Below are 17,417 nucleotides of genomic sequence, written 5' to 3'. Positions count from 1 at the left end.
CTATATCTATCCGTTAAATATCACTAATCATCCACGAATAACACTTTTAACTATGATTCGAGATGTTTCGAGATCTAATGATCCTCGACCTGAACACCTTCATGTGCAACCTCGCCCAATCGGATCGTAAATGACAGACTACGTGCTCCGTTCACTTCAATCCGCGCTTCCTTCAGCAACCCATTACGTGAAGCCACAGCCTGTTCCTCCAGATGAATAATGGCTTCCTGATCCAGCGCTGTAGATTCTACATATGCTCCTCGATACTCCGTTCGTACGCTATGATCCGCATGGGTAATTACCGCCTGTTCACGACCATCATGGAACATCAATGGAATGAGTGCACCCGCCGCCGCAATCTCACCTTCGAATTCATACGTTATAGTCAGCACATCCGCCTGTTGCACATAATGGGTACGCAATGTTTCAATTCCGGGTAATGGACCGACCCATGTCACGGCAAAAGCATTCTCCAAGGCATTTACGCCATCTTCTGACGCTCTTTCCGCCAGGTGCTGTTCCACTTGATTCCGGGTATCATGGTCCACCTTCTCATACACTATTGACCCTCCTCCCTGAGCAGGGTCTAATCCAATGTCACGATCATATGCACCACCGGATGAAATCCCCTCTGCAAGACTGTGCCATACCCCATCTGGTGACTTCCAGGCAGGACAGTAGCTGAGCGGACGGACCGCCCCTTCTGCAAATTCCGTAAATCCGGCCTGCACATGGCTGGCAGCGGACGGACCAATCAGACCAGGTAACCCCATCTGCTGAATCCGTACCAAACCAGGAATCGTATACGGATCATTCATCGCCGTGTGTAATACCAGTTGCTGACCAGGTATGGAAGCAATCACAGTTTCGAACCACCCATCCGTCTGCAAAACCCTACTGCCCACCTCGGAAGGAAGGTACACTTCGCCCACATCATCTCCCGGATCACTGAGACAAGCGTGGGCCAGCGCTGCTGCCGTCCACAGGTTGTAACAGGTGTGGTTGGTATAGATTTCATACCCGTGCCGATCTTCTGGCGAGTATTCATTGCGCACGATTTTCAAACGTCCATCATCCATCTTCCAGCGCTCAACAGCAGCAAAACACCGATTGGCCGCACGTGCAAAAGCACCCGCCATCACCGGATCTCCCGCCTCCAGAGCCTGCGTTGCATGTGTGGAGCATACATAAGCTGCGGCAGCTTCATTCCACTGATGCTGGGAGCTGCGACCACGCGGTGGAATCTCACCTAGCGGTGAGAGCGTCAGTAGCGAGCTGAAGGCACCATGGCGCAGCTGTTCACGTAACGTATCGGCAGTGGTTCCATCGTAACCAGCTTCAAGCATCACCCCAAGGTGATAACGGGTGGCAATATCATAGGAAAATGGACAATTCGGTCGATCCAGCGGTCCATCCTGATATAATCCAAGTGCCGTAAATCGAGGTACATGATAGGCTTCCAGATAACGATCCATCCACCTTGTATCCTCACTCGCCAGCTGTTCACGCCACCGCAGGTATTCGCCAGAGATCATAATCGCGTTCCAGTTGATCATGCGATTGGGATTGTTCATCTTGCTCATCGTAAATACATAATCTTGTTCAGGATCGATTGTCTTGAGCGCCTCAGCCCAGATCTGTGCTTGTTCAGGCAGATGTGACTTCAACAACATATAAGCTCTCATCATAAGTATCGGAAAAAAATCAGGGTGATTGTCAGGTGTGCTACCTTTGACCACGGCATCAATGCTCTGTGATAGCGCTGCCGCTGCGGATTGAAGCAAATCTGTATGCCCCGCATCAATCAGAACCGCCGCCGCCATCGCATAGGCTGGTGTAGAATAATATCTCTCCACACCCGAGAACGGATCAATAATTGCACCATGGCTGTCCTGATATGGTGTGTAAGCGCAAACAACACTCTCAACAAGTGCCAACTTGCGATCCCGATTCCAGCCGTCTGCCGGAGGAGGGCCCGCTTGCTCTGCCAATGAACGGTAACGTTCGAGTTCGTCTTTCCATGGATATGTGGACGCAGATGTATATTTACTCACGTATGCTCACCTCGGTTTCTCCCATTTTTCGGTTCAATGCTGAAGTGTACCTCACATACCGTTTCAATCAGATCAGAACTTTCTATCCGAACATCAGTCTCATTAATAACACCTGTCCATGATAGTGACGTTCGATAGAATTTGACTGGTACATTATCATGATCAACTGTGTCTATTGCCTCCGTAAAGACTTGCCACTGGTTCGCATCATACGTCATATGGACCGTTCCATGTACACCTTGCCAGCGAAGATTACCGCTCTTCACCACTTCAGGCTGTACTCTACTCATCCATCGTTCAACAACACTTGAAAACTCTGCATGTGAATCTGAATTATCCACCGAAGATGATCGATCAGCCGAAGACACCATCCTGTTCTTCCATTGAAAACAGTCAATGAGACGCAATTCCGCTCCATTCCTGCTACCCCCAGAAGCCATCTTCCAATGAAATTGGCGCGTATAACGAGCCAGTGAAACAGCTCCAGAATATGCGGATGTCAGATCCAATGTTGTATTCAGCTCACCGCCATCCTCTGCCAGCTTTGCCTCTAACACATGGGCTTGCGCTTGCCGACCGGAGCTTTGCTCTTGGCCTTCAATGAGCGGAACGTTATGCCCGGATGATGAGATGTGGAACAGTTGCTCTCTGCCTGGCGCAAAATACGCTTGGGTATACAAGCCTGCTCCTGGATCACACAGAATATTCTCACCACCGCAATGGATAATGAACTGCCCCAGATCATTATGGTTGTGAGGTTCATCGTTATGCCCACCTTTAATGGAAATAGCCACATGAAGGGGTGTGCTGTTTGTACGTTTTGTATCTGGAGAATCAAGCGAGCCTTTTGCAATCATCCAGCCCAGATTCTGAAAAATAAATCCCCGTTCAGCCTGCGCAGAGGCACCTTCATCACCGTATACTGCCGGATCGCTCCACATCACGTTACGCAATAGATGAGCCCAGCGATGACAGGGATCATAAGTAAGCAGTGGAATATGAAGCGGCAAATCCACCTGCAACCCAACTCGGGATGCGAGCAGGGAAAGCAATCCGGAAGGGATCTCTTCCTGCTCGGCACTGTCCGAATAATTCACGAATGTGCCACCCGACAGATGAACTCGCAGCGGGAAGGCTGCGATAGCTGTTATTTTGGAACCCGTCAGCAGATTTAGTTCGCCCTCACTATATTCACGAAGCATCTCGGCATAATAGGTGAAATAACCAAAGCCATATACCCAATATCCAATGCCTTCGGCACAGCCGCCATCCTCGCCATATCCGCTCAAGAATGCGTTCATACAGCTGACCGTATGGGAGATCGATTCCTGTAGTGTGAACTCATCCTCGAGCAGCAACAATGCGGCCATGCCACAGCAGCCACCACAGACCGCCGACCAGTTGTGATCCGCTGTCTGCCAGTGGAACTTCCGTTGCTCCCGGTAAAGCGGGATGAAGATTCGCCGTTCTGCTTCAGACCTGATCCGCTCTATGACAAGGCGATCCAGCCGCTCCGCGTGAATGGTCACAATCTCGGCCAGCATATGTACCGTCTCTGCGGCGAACAGATCGGTGTTCCCATCCACCTGGTTGATCTCGCCCGTACCCAGATGCGCGGGCAAACACCACGTATACTCACCACACACGTCCCACAACATTTCTTCCAGCGCTTGCAGTGCATCCGGCCTAGCCGTGTCCAAGGCGAGCATCGCCACAGCAGCAAGTCTGCCTCTTCGATCGAAATAAGCCTCTTCATAGGCTTTGCGCTCACCCGTATCACTGAACTGTCGATATAGACGGAACGACAAGGAAGGCATCGGTTCTTTCAAGGCACGTTCAGCGTAAGCCTTCAAGTCTGTGTATAACGTAGCCAATTCAGGCCGGGATAACTTCTCTAAGAGTCTGTCGGTACTTAGATAGCTCAATGCTTTGCTCTCATTTCCACGTTGGTTTATATTTTCATTTTCGACTTCGTGAATGGAATCTTCCACTGGATTCACCACTCTTCGTTAATGGATTGTCATATCCATATTATAATGTAATCGATTTCATTTTACCGGATATGATAGCACTTTTGAAGAATTATCCATTAGAACCCTTTCCACGATGTTACGTCCTTCTCCTTCCCAACACAAAAAAAAACGAAGAACCTTCGTCAGGTTCTCCGTTACATTCTGCCTGTCACCACAGGCTTTTTATGGCTATCTCATATTCTTAACTATCTTATATCCTCAACTAATCCGGAATACCTTTAATGCTGCTGCCCATATCGTAACTGTCCGCTGTTGTTGTTACACAATTGCAAGCGGAGAATTCTGTACAACAGACAACCATTGGCGTGCAATCAGCTCATGACCTGCTGCGGTTGGATGTACGCCATCCCACAACCAGTAGGCTGCATCCGCCTGCTTCAGAGCATCATTAAACGTCTGCTGCAATGGCACCCACACCGCGCCGAATTCTTCAGCAAGACCTTGAGCCAGTTTCTGATATTGACCGATATACTCTTCCCAGGCTTCCCATTTCTCCACGGTCGCTCCGGTTCTCAGAATAAACGGCTCCATCAAAATCATCCCCGTATCCGGCATCACTTCCCGTGTTTCTTCGAGCAAATGGCGATACGCCCGTCCGAAACGATCCGTTACCCCGCTAGGTTCACCATTCATCGTGCGCCAGGCATCGTTAACCCCAATCAGGATGCTGATCAGGTCCGGTTTTAGACTAATTGTATCCTCATTCCAGCGTGCGTACAGATCGGATGCCCGATCCCCGCTGATACCTCTGTTATAAAACGTCTTATCCTTGCCCGCGAGTTCCATACCCAGTTTGCTGGAGATCAGATACGCATATCCGTGTCCGAGAAAATGATTCGGATCATCATTGCGTGATCTTCCCCCATCTGTAATCGAGTCTCCCTGAAACAATATAACGGATGGACTTGTACTCATGATTGAAATCGTTCCTTCCTCTTGTGCAAAATGGAAACACTGAACACCTCAGACTCCATTTTATCCCCTTCGGCTAAAATAGAAAATAGCGTTTTCATCACTATATAAGTTGAACTACATATATTTACACTGACACTACGATGACAGAACAACCTTCCAATCGCTGTCATCGAAGTGGTTAGTGTAAATATTCTTTAGTTCAACTATCCGATCCAATATCGCAGTATCATCATAGCCACAATACCGACCAATACGGTTCCAAGCAGACTGCGTGTCCAGATAGCGACTGCAATCGTAGGCAGGGATGCCCACAGAGCTGCATTGTGCGTAATCGGCACCAACTGGTTGTCTGACATGAACAGTTCCTGACCAATCAGCGCTGCCATGACCGCTACGGGTACATATTCCAGCCAGCGTAACAACCACATTGGAATCTGTATCTTGCTGAACAGCATCAGTGGCAGTACACGCGGGATAAATGTTAACAGCGCCGATCCCATAATAATCCAGAATACATCCCATCTTACTTCCATCGTTCCATGAACACTCCCATCGTTGCCGCAATGACCGCAGCTACAATGACACTCATGCTGCCAAGTGAAGCCATGCTGGCGAAGATTACACAGACAACGGCGATAATCGCCACATTAATGTGTATTTTTTTGTTTTTGCGATGCACCAACTGGAGTACAACCAGTCCAATAAACATCGCTGGTAGGGCATAATCGAGACCTAGTCGTTCCGGATTGGTGATCCAGCGTCCAAAGTACGCTCCCGCCATATTAGCCACGAACCAGTTCAGGTATGCGGTAATATTCAGACCGTGCATCCAGCGTTCACTGAGCCTTTCTCTGCCAATCGCACGTGTCATCGCTACGCCAAAAGACTCATCCGTAAGCAATGAACCAATCCACATATTTTTAAGCGGGGTCAGATGCCGAAAATACGGCGATACAGCTGCGCTGAGCAGCAAATGGCGAAGATTCACGAAAAATATGGTGAACATGATGGCTAATGCTGACCCATTCGATGCGAGCATGCCTGCTGCAATGAACTGAGCCGATCCTGCATATAAAATCAGGCTGAGCAGAGCTGTTTCCGCCAGACTCAGACCTGCGGTCATTTCAATGACACCCGCCGCAAACCCAATACTCAAATAACCAAGCAGGGTTGGGATACAATCTTTGACCCCCTGCATGAATGTAGCCTGATCCTGGACCTCTTCCATGTTCTCCTGTCCAGATATCTGTAGTGTACTTTGGTCCAACTTCCGTACAACCCCTCTCCAATTTCTGTCCCCATAAACCGATATATATGGATGTAGATCCATCCAGGTCCATTCTTCATGAAAACAACTTCTTTGTGTATTCAACATGACCAGGTACATGCCTTATGGATTTCACATTTTGCAAAATTCACTTCACATTAATTCAGAAATATACCACAAGATTTGCACTAAGGGAGAGACAGATTAATTTTTATAGAACAGATGTAATCCTAAATACCTACAAAATCGAAAAAATATTTTCGCAAAACGCATAAATAATGTTGAATAAACTCGAATTTTGTCATACGATAGCACCAGAAACTTCTGGAAATGTTGGAAACTTTACCAGATTGGATATATCCACCAGGGAAATGGTTGGATGACACAGAGGGGGAATGTGTATGAAGAAGATTCGTAAACAAGGGGCTAAAAGAACGCTGCAGATGAGAGAGAAATTGATTTTGTCATTTGCCATCGTACTACTCATTCCCACAATCAGTCTGGGCATTATCTCGTTTCAAACAGCCGATGCCAAGGTTGAAGAGAAAATGTATGAAAACGCAATTAGCAATGTTACTGTGCTCAACCAGACCATTGACCAGATCATTGGTGCAACACGCAAAAATGTTGATTTCCTGGCAAGTCAGCTGGATGCAGGCAATGTCGGACCCAATCAGGGTGACGAGACAGATACCATCCGTACCTTGCTCGACGCGTATAAGGAAACCCATGATGATGTGGAACTTGCCTCCATCGGTACCGATCAGGGCGTGTATATTAACTCCCCTGTAACTGCGGTGAACAAAGAAGGATATGACCCTCGCGAACGCCCGTGGTATCAGGCTGCTACGCAGAACAAAGATGTCCCTACCGTAATCACCCCCTATTTATCAAGTAATACCGGCAATGTTGTTGCATCGGTAGCTCAGACCTCAGCGGATGGCCATGGTGTCGTCTCTGTCAGCCTGTCGCTTGAAGCCCTCTCGAAGACGGTTAATTCCACCAAGATTGGCGAGAAGGGTTATGTCTATATCATTGATAATGCCAATAAAATCATTGTACATCCTACCGAAAAACCGGGGACCGAAGGAACCATGGCACCCTATAAAGATATTTTTGCACAGAAAAACGGAAGTCTGACCTATACACTAAATGGAAACCAGGAACACGCCTTTTTCTCCACCAATGAAACGACGGGCTGGACCGTGGTTGGTGTCATCGACAGTGGGGAAGTGACGGCTTCTGTCCGTCCGATTCTATACACCACACTTATTGTTGTAGCGATTGCAATTGCGGTAAGCTCCATCATTATTTTCTGGATTGTGCAATCAATCACCAAACCACTGAACCGCTTGGTGAAGGCATCTGACGAAATTAGTAATGGTAATCTGACCATCGAAGTTGCTGTATTGGGACAGGATGAATTCGGCAAGCTGAGCACCAGCTTCAATAAGATGAGCGAATCCTTGCGAACCGTTATTCAGGACGTGCGGCACACGGCTGACGAGTTAACCGCCTCATCCACACAATTGGCAGTCAACTCATCGGAGACAACCAAAGCAACAGAGCAAGTCGCCCTGATCACGGAAGAATCCGCAGCTGGACTTGAGAAACAAACAAGCAGCCTGAAACATACGGCACTACAGATGAATGAGCTTGCTGGAGGTGTAGGACAGGTAACGAACAGCACACAGCAAGTATCCGAAGCTGCCATGCAAGCAAGTGAGCTCGCGGATAAAGGGAATGCAACCATGCAGACGGCCGTATCCGAGATGAGTTCCGTCAGTCGCTTTGTGCAAGGTATGGCAGATACTGCTGGACGACTTGAACAGCATTCCACATCCATTGGTGAGATGGTATCTGTCATTACAGATATCGCTGCACAGACCAATTTGCTTGCTCTCAATGCTTCTATTGAAGCAGCACGTGCAGGTGAGCATGGACGTGGTTTCTCCGTTGTTGCCAGCGAAGTCCGCAAGCTGGCGGAACAATCCAGCCTGTCCGGCCAGAAGATTGTAGAGATGGTCGGAGCGATTCAACAGGAGATTTCAATGGCCAATCACAATGTACAGATCGGGCAACAGGATGTAAGCAACGGCATTCGTGCCGTTCAGTTTGCAGATGAAGCTTTTGCCCAGATTAGTGAGGCTGTCGGGGTCGTCAATCATCAGCTTGAGAACATTGCAGCCGCCTCACAACAGATGTCCGCAAGTACAGCCGAAGTGGTGCAATCCATTGATCAGATCCACGCCATATCGGAAACCAATGCCGATGGAACGGAGAACATCTCTGCTGCTACGGAGGAGCAAGTGGCTTCCATGCAGGAGATATCATCCTCTGCTGATTCCCTTGCCCATCTGGCTCACAAGCTGCAGAAGCTGGTGGAACAATTCAAGCTGTAATCGTTGAACGAAAGATTGTTTACACTAACACTACGATGACAGAACAACCTTCCAATCGCTGCTTTCGTACAGAAGATTAGTCCAACTTATTTAATAAATAGTCTGTAACATCAAAATCCCCTTTGCCATCACGTTGGCAGAGGGGATTTTGGTAATGATAGGACGTGAAATATGGCTGGATCGAAGGCGAAGGACGCTTCTTCTTCCTGATGAGCATCATCGATGTGTTCACCAACGTGTTTCAACTTGAGATCAATACTTCGCTAAAATATTGCATTTTGCGGACGAGGTTAAGCGTGTAATATTCTTGCCCTCGGTTCCTTTGTTTTCTGCATACTTTGTGCATGTCTTGTTTTCTGTCAGTTCTTCACTTTAATAGACCGCCCGATGAATTAATTATAAGCAGCCTCCCACTTGAACTGTATCCCCAATTGTTATTGATGTCTAACCTATGTACAACAATTTATTGGGTACGTTACCGATAGAAGTCCACCATATCTCCAAACAGCCGTTTAATAAATTCGAGCTCGCTTTCGTTATATCTTTCCAAAAATTCGTACATTCTTTGCTTTTCCTTCGTATGAAGCTCATCATGAGCAGCAAATAGCTTTTTGCCGATAGGCGTTAGCCGAAAATACACTTCCTTTTTGTTGTCGTTGAACTGGGATTTTCGCACCCAACCTGCCTTTAGTAATTTATTTGCGATCTTGGAGGTATTTCCTTTACTTAAATTGATTCTCTCCGCGATGGAAGTGAGATTGATCGGCTCCTGCTCTCCGATGCATGCAATGGTGTGCAGTTCCGTCATATTCAAGCTGAATTCTGATTCAATATGCTTCCGGATATCCTCCAGGTATGAGGCAGTTATTCGGGTTTCATATTGCTCTTTTTGCTCAAGAAACTGAACGAAAAATTCATGAATGGCCGTTTTGTTTTTACTGGCAGTATCCATCATTATGCTGGCTCCTCGACTTATTTGTTTTATTATATCATAGATTGTTCTCTGAGAAACATATGGGCATACCCATATTGGGATTGGGGTTGACATGGTAAATAGAAACTAAGTAAAATTATATTGTTTCGTATGAAACTAAAATTATATATAATTTTCATCACACTTGTTTTAACAGGCAATAAAAAAAGTTCTAACGAAACAATAATTGATGAAGGAGGTTTGACGGAAATACTTGTCCACTTTTCAAGAGGAAATTTATAAAATATGGAAATGGAGCATACCTGCCTATGGAAGTCGTAAATCCGAAGACCTTGACGGATAAGGTTACATCTGTAATTTCTCATGTCGTGGTGACTACTGCCTCCAAATTGGCTTTCATCTCAGGTCAGGTTTCTGTAGATGAAACAGGATTATTGGTCGGTTCAGGGGACTATTACGCGCAAGCGATTCAAGTGTTCACCAACCTTAAGTATGCATTGGAAGCCGTGCGAGCGGATCCCTTGTACATTGTAAAAATGAATATTTTTGTTGTAAACCACAACCCGGAATTGATTTCGATTATTTTTGAGGCAGGATTTCATGTGTTTGGCCCTAACTGGCCGAAGACAGCAAGTACGTATATAGGCGTTCAAGCACTAGCCGATCCTGAATGGCTTATCGAAATAGACGCTATCGTGATTTTCCCATAATGTATAAGAAAAGAGGGTTTTGATATGAAATATGAAGTCATCCTGATTGGTGGCGGACCTGTCGGCATGATGCTGGCTGGGGAATTGGCATTAGCCGGTGTAAAGGTCTGCGTCATTGAGCGATTAAAAGAGACAACCCCTTATTCACGCGCGCTTACCGTACATCCTCGAACTCTTGAAATATTAGATATGCGTGGAGTGAAATCACAATTAATCAGTCAAGGCCGCTTACTTTCGAGAGGACATTTCGCCGGATTAGAAGCTCCTTTGGATTTCACCGTTTTGGATTCTTCTTCCAATCACACTCTATTTTTACCGCAGAGTGAGACGGAGAAGGTGCTGGAGGAATGGGCGCTTAGCCTTGGTGCAGAGGTCTGGAGAGAGGTTGAGGCTCTATCTGTACACCAGGATGAGGATGGGGTTGACGTTAAGATCGCAGGACCTCATGGAGAAACAACGTTAAGATCAGCTTATGTGGTAGGTACAGACGGAGCCAGAAGTTTGGTTCGCAAGCATGCAAATATATCATTTGAAGGTACAGATGCGACCTTCACGGCAATTCTGGGGGATGCCATTCTATCTGATTTGGCTCCTATGAGTGTCACATCCCGGATTACAGAAAAAGGATTGGTCAGCATCATGCCGATCAATGATCATATGTATCGGGTCTTGATGATCGATATGGAGAGAAGTAACATCTCTAAGGATGAGCCCGTTACATTGGAAGAGTTTCGTTCATCGCTCATCCGTACGACCGGAAGCGACCTGGGATTGAACGATGTGAAATGGATGTCCCGTTTCGGAAATGCGACGCGGCAAGCGGGACGATATCGGAATGGTCGATTATTCTTGGCGGGAGATTCGGCGCACATTCATTTTCCAGCTGGTGGACAGGGAATGAACGTTGGCTTACAAGAAGCGATGAACTTAGGCTGGAAGCTTGCAGGAGCAATCAAAGGCTGGGCTCCGGACTGGCTATTGAACAGTTATCATGCCGAACGCTTTCCATGGAATACGGCCTTGCTCCGGAATACCGAGGTCCAAACCTTGCTTCTGGACGTGACTCCCCCTATCACGGAACTTCGAAGCATGTTAGCTAAACTGATTCAAATACCGGAGGCAAATTATCAAATCGCCGCACAAGTTTCCGCAATGGATGTACATTATGCTCCAGACGCCGAAGCGCCTCCACATCCTTTAAATGGGAAACGTTTTAAGGATCTAAGCTTAAAGCTGAAAGACGGGCAATTGATCAACGCCTATCCGTTACTACACAAAGGTACTTTTCTTCTGCTGCATTTCCATTCTAATGAACAGAATAGCGGTCAATGGAAATCGTATAACAACCTTCAAGTTGTACATGCCTCTTTGGCTGAGGCTGACGCGGATTGGAACGACGTCCACACGGCGCTTATTCGGCCGGATGGGCATATTGCCTGGGCGATTTCTCTATCCGATCCAAATCCAATGCAAACCATAAATGAAGGAATCACTCGCTGGTGCGGAGACATTACCGTGTAGTCATTCGTTCGAGGTGCACAACTGACTTCCCATAGGATGAAGTTGTATTTGGAGCGTCTGAATGAACTATCACGGTATGCTGCACTTAAAAAAACGCAATGCAATGTTCTCCATGAGTATGGAAATACCGCCTGAGCGTTATTCAACAACGCTCAGGCGGTATTTTCATTTCTGAGAAAGAAGGTACTTTACGCTCCATTTCGTTCCGCAGCTGCAGATCGGCGACGCAGGGACAATGAAATAATAGCCGGGATCAGTCCAATGGCAACCAAAGCTCCACCAAGCAAACCAACGGATGCTAGCGAGATGCTTTCTACAACAATACCTCCGATTACAGCCTCTACAGCTGCCCAACTGCACAATAGAATTATTCGAACTCATGATGATCCCTGAAGCCTGAGAAAATTAAGCAATTCTATGCATTCGCTTGAATAAGAGGGGTTTGGTACGGAATAACGGAGTTAAACCGATTGCTTTTTATCTCCGTGGTACCCTTGATCTCCATAGGGCTCTAACTGTTCAAACCAGCGATTCAGACATTTGGCGAGTGCATCTTTGGGATCATAATACGGGTTATCATCTTGCTTCAATGTCTCCAGCACCTCGATCACAAACGCATTCTCTCCATATTCATTCCATTCAGCCTGCAACCTTCGATTCAGATGACTACCCATCTGTAACATGAACCGTTGTCCGTTAATGGTTTTCAGGTTAAGTGTGCTGTCGATATAAACTTTGCCGTTACGTTCATTCCGAATCTGGTAGACGCCCGCTTCCGTTTTAACTTCTTTGGCCTGTTCCTGCAATTCTTTGCGACGATTCATCTTCTCCTGCTCCCCCTTTTCTTTACGTTCCTGTTTTCCATCTCCGGTGCTCTGTTGATCTGCGCTGCTTGCCAGCCAATACTGACTGCCGTCTGGCTCACGTTCCAGCAAACCATAGTCGATGAGATACCTCCGTATTTCCACGTAATCATCATTAACTTCCTTCAACAGCTCATTGACCTGTTTCTCGGAATATTTGCGCTCTGTCTCGAATCGTTTGGCAATTTCGGTGAGCACGATATATTTATGCTTTTGCTGCATATGAAACGTCGTCAGCGGACCTCCGTTACCCTCTGGAAAATACTTGTTTAGCACCTTTTCCCGATCCTGTTCTGTAATATCAAATGAGTTCGGATGGATCGTATGTCCATGTCTTGTCACCGGTGACACCCATTCGGCTGGAGCCTGGGTATCCTTGCTTTTGAGCAGTTCCATTAATGCCAAGAATATCTTGGCCTGTCGTTCCTTCTCCTTTAATACAAACCGATGATTACGGATCGTGGAGGCACTCCCGATACCAAGGGCCTTCTGTACTTCAGCATCCTTCTTTCCTTCATAAAACTGGGCCAGCAATCCACGCTGGACATCAGACAATCCGGTTACGCTTTTATCCAGCTCCAGCAAATACTCAAATACCGATCCATGAACCTTCTCAATATGCACTCGCATATAACGGGCTGCCTCATAGAGCACTCCTTCTTCAGGGTAGATAATCCCCGCTTCAGTCCTGTAACCGCAGCAGACACATATATAGGCGGGACCCTCCTCCATATAACCACGCTTGATCTCTTCCAATGAAGCTGTTTGCAACCAGGATTCCGATGATTTCATGTAAAAGCTCCTTTTTATCATTGTATGGTCATCCAACCGTATACTAATTAATTATTTTATAATTTTGTTTGTTTATATATAGACATAATATAATTTTGTTTATTATATGTCAATATAACGGAAAAGGATGCTGTTTTTGAAGACATAATGGATACCCCTTGTTCAACAGAAAAAAGACCGCAAGGTCGCAACCCTGCAGTCTCATTTCAATCCCTGTTACAACTTAAACCGTTCAATCATGCTTTGCAAATCTTCAGCCATACGTGACAATGCTGCCGAAGAAGCTGCAACCTCTTCCATTGTAGCCAACTGCTCTTGAGCCGCCGCTGATCCATCTTCCGTTCCAGAGGCAATTCTGTCCGACAGAACCATGGTATCACTTACTGCCTTGTTGACATGACTCATGCCACCATCAATTTGACGGGAAGCCGCAGATACTTCTCCAGCTTGTGCAGCCACCAACTGAACCGCAGTACGAATGTTATGGAACGCTTCGCCCGCTTCTGCAACCATCTGCGAACTCTTCACCATACCTTCTCCCGTACGGGCAAAAGTCGATTGCACCGCATTGGTTTTCTCCTGCATCTCATGCATAAGCTCATTAATCCGCTCGGCTGAAGCGCCTGAACTGTGAGCCAGTGTCTTCACTTCGTTGGCTACAACCGCGAATCCACGCCCTTGTTCGCCAGCTCTTGAAGCTTCAATGGACGCATTCAAAGCAAGAATGTTGGTCTGCTTGGCAATGGCCGTAATCTCGGCCACAATCACAAGAATCTCTTCATTTTTCGCGCGCAGATCCTCAATGACCACAGACATGGCTTTGCTCTCGTCATTCACCTGTTGAATATGGGTAACCGCTTCTTCCACGGTAACCATACCCGCTTCCGACTTAGTGGAAGCATCCAGAGCGATACGAGCGGTGTCTTCAGCACTTGATGAGATCTCTTTGACTCCAATGGACATTTCGCCCACGAGTTGACCTGTAGCAGCAAGACTATTGTTCTGCAAAGTCGTTCCTGCAGCTGCATCCTGCATCAGTTCGGCCACCTGTTCTGTGGCTTTGGATGTCTGCTCAGAACTTGCCATCAGCTCTTCAGAAGATGCGGCCAGCTGGCTGGACGTATCATGTACCTCTCCAAGAACATTGCGCAGTGATGTCGTCATCGTATCGAAGCTTTCCCCAAGTTGTCCGAACTCATCCCGGCGCTGCAAACCTACCCGAACGGTGAGATCTCCTGCGCTTACTTTGGATGCTGCCTGAGTTAGTTGCAGCAATGGCCGGTGTATGCTGCGGATAATGAAAATAAGCAGAATCAACCCAATAACCAATGCAGATGCCACAATTGTAATTGAACGGATCAAAATAGGTCTTACGGCTTCACTTGCTTCAGAAGGAACCATCTCACCAACAATTTTCCAACCTGTCACCGGATTCGTGAAATACACAGCTTCCACTTCGTGACCATCATATGTATACTTCACCGTTCCGCTTTCCTTCGTATACATCTCATTAATGTAGCTTTCATCCGACTGTGTACCGGATTCAATATTGTAGTGGAACAGGAATTTACCCCCGTTATCCAGCATGTACAGTTTTCCTTCTTTACCAATACGTATCTGATCAACGGATTCTTTCAGATGATTGAGACTGACATTGGCTCCGAATACCCCTTTGCCGTCAGCCAGCTTGACCGCTGCGGTCACAACCCATTCGCCCGTCGAAGCCGACTGGAACGTATCCGAGATTACCGGTTCATCCTGGGACATACCCATCGTATACCATGAACGTTCTCGAGGATCATAATTCTGTTCCTCGGATTCAGGGGACTTCATCCAGCTACCATCTTCGGCACCTGCGGTAAGTACACCCAGTTCCTTATGATTCTGAGACATCCGATCCATCTGCCTTTGCAGCGCAGGGGATTTATTAATAATATCGTTTGAAGTAATACCCGCAGCCATCTGCGCTGCGTTATCCTTCTCCATATCGAGCATTTGATTTATCTGCAGACTAAGCATTTCTGTTTTGGCCTGTGCGGAACGAATAATCTCCATTTTAACCTGGTCAGCAGCTTTTTGATAAGACAACCATCCCACGGTAATGCTCGGTACTATCAGGAACAGGAGCAATGCAGCAATCAGGCGTTTTTTTACGGTTAAAGTAAACCAATTTCGAATCCTTTTCTTCATTTAACTATCCCCCATCATAATCTTCACCCATCCTTTTATCGGACAATCGCTGTAAAAATATTATGTATAGATACTAAATTAGTACAAATTTAATTTAAATGATCTGATCAGATGATATGGATTATATCCGCTTAATCATTTTGACCCTCTACGCGAGATCGTTTACAATGCTCATAAGCTGGCTATTCATGAAACGATTGGAAGGAGAGGATTCAAATCTTACGCAAGTCAAATGAAAGACAACGTATTTCCACGTTATATTCATCCATGTTCCGCATTCTGTTAGCGCTCATCCTGTGCGCAGGCCCGATTCTGGGACAAGCTGGTATTACGGCATCCGCAGCGCAGGCGACGCAAGCAGTTCACATTGAAGTGAATGGTGAGCAACAATCCTGGAAGAACGCACCACTTATAATCAAAGGCTCAACGTTTGTTCCACTACGGGATGTGGTCACATCGGTTAAAGGCACGTTGAAATGGGATAATCGCACCAAGACGGCTACCATTACCGTTGGCAGAGACAAGCTGATCCATCAGGCTGGTAGTAATTCCATTAAGGTAAACAAGGTCGATCTGGCTACAGGTGTGAATTCACGTACCGTTAACGGTACGTTGATGGTACCTGTCCGGGCCATGGCTAATGCAATCAAGGCAGACATCAAGGTCCAACGCACAGCCACGGGGCAGATGAGTGTAAAAATGGTCACTGATCAAGTCAGCCTACTGAACAGCGAGGTTGCCAGCGTAGATACATATCTGCGTGAGATCAACTATCCAGGTATGGCTCTGATTGCCCGCGATGGTGAAGTGCTTCTAAAGCAAGGCTACGGACTTGCCGATGAACAGACGCTGAATCGCCCGGATCAGAAGACCCGAATCGCATCGCTGAGCAAATCCTTTACGGCCGCGTCCATTCTGAGTCTCGTGGAGGATGGTAAGATTAATGTGCAAGATCCAATCTCCAAGTATATCTCTGGGATACCAAAGGGAGATCAGATCACGCTGCATATGCTGTTATCCCAGACTTCAGGTCTGCCATCCGCATTTGGTCGGGGTGAAGGAACTTCTATGGAAGAGACTGTAGAAGAGATTCGTCACAAAACGCTGAAATTCGAACCGGGGAGTGCCTATCTGTACAGCAACAGCGGTTATGTTTTGCTCGCATACGTCGTTGAACAGGTATCTGGCATGAGTTATGCCGACTACGTGCAACAGACGATACTGAAACCACTTGGTATGAAAAATTCGGGAGAGGCCTCCCGTAAAGTGCATACGATTAGTGGTTTTGTTCAAGAAAGTAACGCATGGGTAACTGCGCCTTACTATGTGTCTCAATCCGGTTCAGGAACCATCTATTCCACGGTGGACGATATGCTGAAATGGGATCGTGCGCTCTATACAGACAAGATTCTAAGCCAGGATACGATTGAACAGATGTATGAGCCTTATTCTGATAAAAACTATGGCTACGCCTGGATTCTCAAAGAGAACGGCACCAACCGTACCGTCTTCCACAACGGTAGTGGTGGCGGGTTTGCTACAGCCTTTTCACGTAATCTGTCCGATGATATCACGATTATCCTGCTCGGCAACCATGCAGGTATGGACATGACTTCACTTGTGGATGAAGTTGAGGCCAAAACAGCAGCAGCACTGCAATTGCAATAATCCATAATCAATCGTTTATACAGAGCAAAGAGACGGTCCTTTAAAGGATCGTCTCTTTGCTCTGTATA

General features: G+C 46.8%; 13 protein-coding genes. 4 read left to right on the top strand and 9 right to left on the bottom strand.

Annotation, left to right across the window (positions count from 1 at the left end):
* Nucleotides 1–74: 74 nt before the first annotated feature.
* The 5 genes from MHI14_RS28980 to MHI14_RS28960 form a co-directional block, all read right to left on the bottom strand.
* Nucleotides 75–2,054, bottom strand: coding sequence for a glycosyl hydrolase (locus MHI14_RS28980; RefSeq protein WP_341131871.1), 1,980 nt, complete (start codon nt 2,052–2,054; stop codon nt 75–77).
* Nucleotides 2,051–3,979: a heparinase II/III domain-containing protein gene (locus tag MHI14_RS28975; RefSeq protein WP_341131870.1), complete on the bottom strand. Its 1,929-nt coding sequence runs from the start codon at nt 3,977–3,979 to the stop codon at nt 2,051–2,053. The genes MHI14_RS28980 and MHI14_RS28975 overlap by 4 nt, the downstream gene beginning before the upstream one ends.
* Nucleotides 3,980–4,345: 366 nt before the next feature.
* Nucleotides 4,346–5,002: an SGNH/GDSL hydrolase family protein gene (locus tag MHI14_RS28970; protein WP_341131869.1), complete on the bottom strand. Its 657-nt coding sequence runs from the start codon at nt 5,000–5,002 to the stop codon at nt 4,346–4,348.
* Nucleotides 5,003–5,205: 203 nt separating this feature from the next.
* Nucleotides 5,206–5,535, bottom strand: coding sequence for an AzlD domain-containing protein (locus MHI14_RS28965; RefSeq protein WP_062837141.1), 330 nt, complete (start codon nt 5,533–5,535; stop codon nt 5,206–5,208).
* The gene (locus MHI14_RS28960) at nt 5,526–6,230 is read right to left on the bottom strand and encodes an AzlC family ABC transporter permease (RefSeq protein WP_341132036.1); all 705 of its coding nucleotides are present in this window, start codon (nt 6,228–6,230) and stop codon (nt 5,526–5,528) included. The genes MHI14_RS28965 and MHI14_RS28960 overlap by 10 nt, the downstream gene beginning before the upstream one ends.
* Nucleotides 6,231–6,670: 440 nt before the next feature.
* On the opposite strand from MHI14_RS28960, the gene MHI14_RS28955 reads away from it, so the two are divergent.
* Nucleotides 6,671–8,671 (top strand): methyl-accepting chemotaxis protein, encoded by a 2,001-nt coding sequence (locus tag MHI14_RS28955; protein ID WP_150365254.1) that lies wholly within the window; start codon nt 6,671–6,673, stop codon nt 8,669–8,671.
* A 475-nt stretch (nt 8,672–9,146) separates the two neighbouring features.
* Here the strand turns inward: MHI14_RS28955 and MHI14_RS28950 are convergent, their stop codons facing one another.
* Nucleotides 9,147–9,623 (bottom strand): MarR family transcriptional regulator, encoded by a 477-nt coding sequence (locus MHI14_RS28950; protein ID WP_036673216.1) that lies wholly within the window; start codon nt 9,621–9,623, stop codon nt 9,147–9,149.
* 290 nt (nt 9,624–9,913) lie between these two features.
* Here MHI14_RS28950 and MHI14_RS28945 point away from each other — a divergent pair, with 290 nt between their 5' ends.
* Together MHI14_RS28945 and MHI14_RS28940 are read left to right on the top strand one after the other, a co-directional pair.
* The gene (locus MHI14_RS28945) at nt 9,914–10,315 is read left to right on the top strand and encodes a RidA family protein (protein WP_091038044.1); all 402 of its coding nucleotides are present in this window, start codon (nt 9,914–9,916) and stop codon (nt 10,313–10,315) included.
* A gap of 24 nt (nt 10,316–10,339) precedes the next feature.
* Entirely contained in the window at nt 10,340–11,836 is a 1,497-nt protein-coding gene (locus MHI14_RS28940) for a monooxygenase (RefSeq protein ID WP_341131868.1), read from the top strand.
* 188 nt (nt 11,837–12,024) lie between these two features.
* On the opposite strand, the gene MHI14_RS28935 is transcribed toward MHI14_RS28940, so the two are convergent.
* From MHI14_RS28935 to MHI14_RS28925, 3 genes are all read right to left on the bottom strand, one after another.
* Nucleotides 12,025–12,198, bottom strand: coding sequence for a hypothetical protein (locus MHI14_RS28935; protein WP_176873052.1), 174 nt, complete (start codon nt 12,196–12,198; stop codon nt 12,025–12,027).
* Nucleotides 12,199–12,297: 99 nt separating this feature from the next.
* Nucleotides 12,298–13,491, bottom strand: a complete 1,194-nt coding sequence (locus tag MHI14_RS28930) for a DUF2087 domain-containing protein (RefSeq protein WP_341131867.1) — start codon at nt 13,489–13,491, stop codon at nt 12,298–12,300.
* Nucleotides 13,492–13,707: 216 nt separating this feature from the next.
* Nucleotides 13,708–15,681 carry a methyl-accepting chemotaxis protein gene (locus MHI14_RS28925; RefSeq protein WP_341131866.1) on the bottom strand — a complete coding sequence of 658 codons (1,974 nt, stop codon included), beginning with the start codon at nt 15,679–15,681 and terminating at the stop codon, nt 13,708–13,710.
* Between the two features lie 267 nt (nt 15,682–15,948).
* On the opposite strand from MHI14_RS28925, the gene MHI14_RS28920 reads away from it, so the two are divergent.
* The gene (locus tag MHI14_RS28920) at nt 15,949–17,349 is read left to right on the top strand and encodes a serine hydrolase (protein WP_341131865.1); all 1,401 of its coding nucleotides are present in this window, start codon (nt 15,949–15,951) and stop codon (nt 17,347–17,349) included.
* Nucleotides 17,350–17,417 lie beyond the last annotated feature (68 nt).

Origin of the sequence: Paenibacillus sp. FSL K6-2393 (genome assembly GCF_038002545.1) — a bacterium.
GTDB lineage: Bacteria > Bacillota > Bacilli > Paenibacillales > Paenibacillaceae > Paenibacillus.
This window is presented reverse-complemented; position numbering and strand designations above follow the sequence as displayed.

Coding starts and splice junctions, on each gene's coding strand:
- MHI14_RS28970 (WP_341131869.1), bottom strand. CDS start 5,002: ATGAGTACAAGTCCATCCGTTATATTGTTTCAGGGAGACTCGATTACA.
- MHI14_RS28965 (WP_062837141.1), bottom strand. CDS start 5,535: ATGGAAGTAAGATGGGATGTATTCTGGATTATTATGGGATCGGCGCTG.
- MHI14_RS28960 (WP_341132036.1), bottom strand. CDS start 6,230: ATGGAAGAGGTCCAGGATCAGGCTACATTCATGCAGGGGGTCAAAGAT.
- MHI14_RS28955 (WP_150365254.1), top strand. CDS start 6,671: ATGAAGAAGATTCGTAAACAAGGGGCTAAAAGAACGCTGCAGATGAGA.
- MHI14_RS28950 (WP_036673216.1), bottom strand. CDS start 9,623: ATGGATACTGCCAGTAAAAACAAAACGGCCATTCATGAATTTTTCGTT.
- MHI14_RS28945 (WP_091038044.1), top strand. CDS start 9,914: ATGGAAGTCGTAAATCCGAAGACCTTGACGGATAAGGTTACATCTGTA.
- MHI14_RS28940 (WP_341131868.1), top strand. CDS start 10,340: ATGAAATATGAAGTCATCCTGATTGGTGGCGGACCTGTCGGCATGATG.
- MHI14_RS28930 (WP_341131867.1), bottom strand. CDS start 13,491: ATGAAATCATCGGAATCCTGGTTGCAAACAGCTTCATTGGAAGAGATC.
- MHI14_RS28925 (WP_341131866.1), bottom strand. CDS start 15,681: ATGAAGAAAAGGATTCGAAATTGGTTTACTTTAACCGTAAAAAAACGC.
- MHI14_RS28920 (WP_341131865.1), top strand. CDS start 15,949: ATGTTCCGCATTCTGTTAGCGCTCATCCTGTGCGCAGGCCCGATTCTG.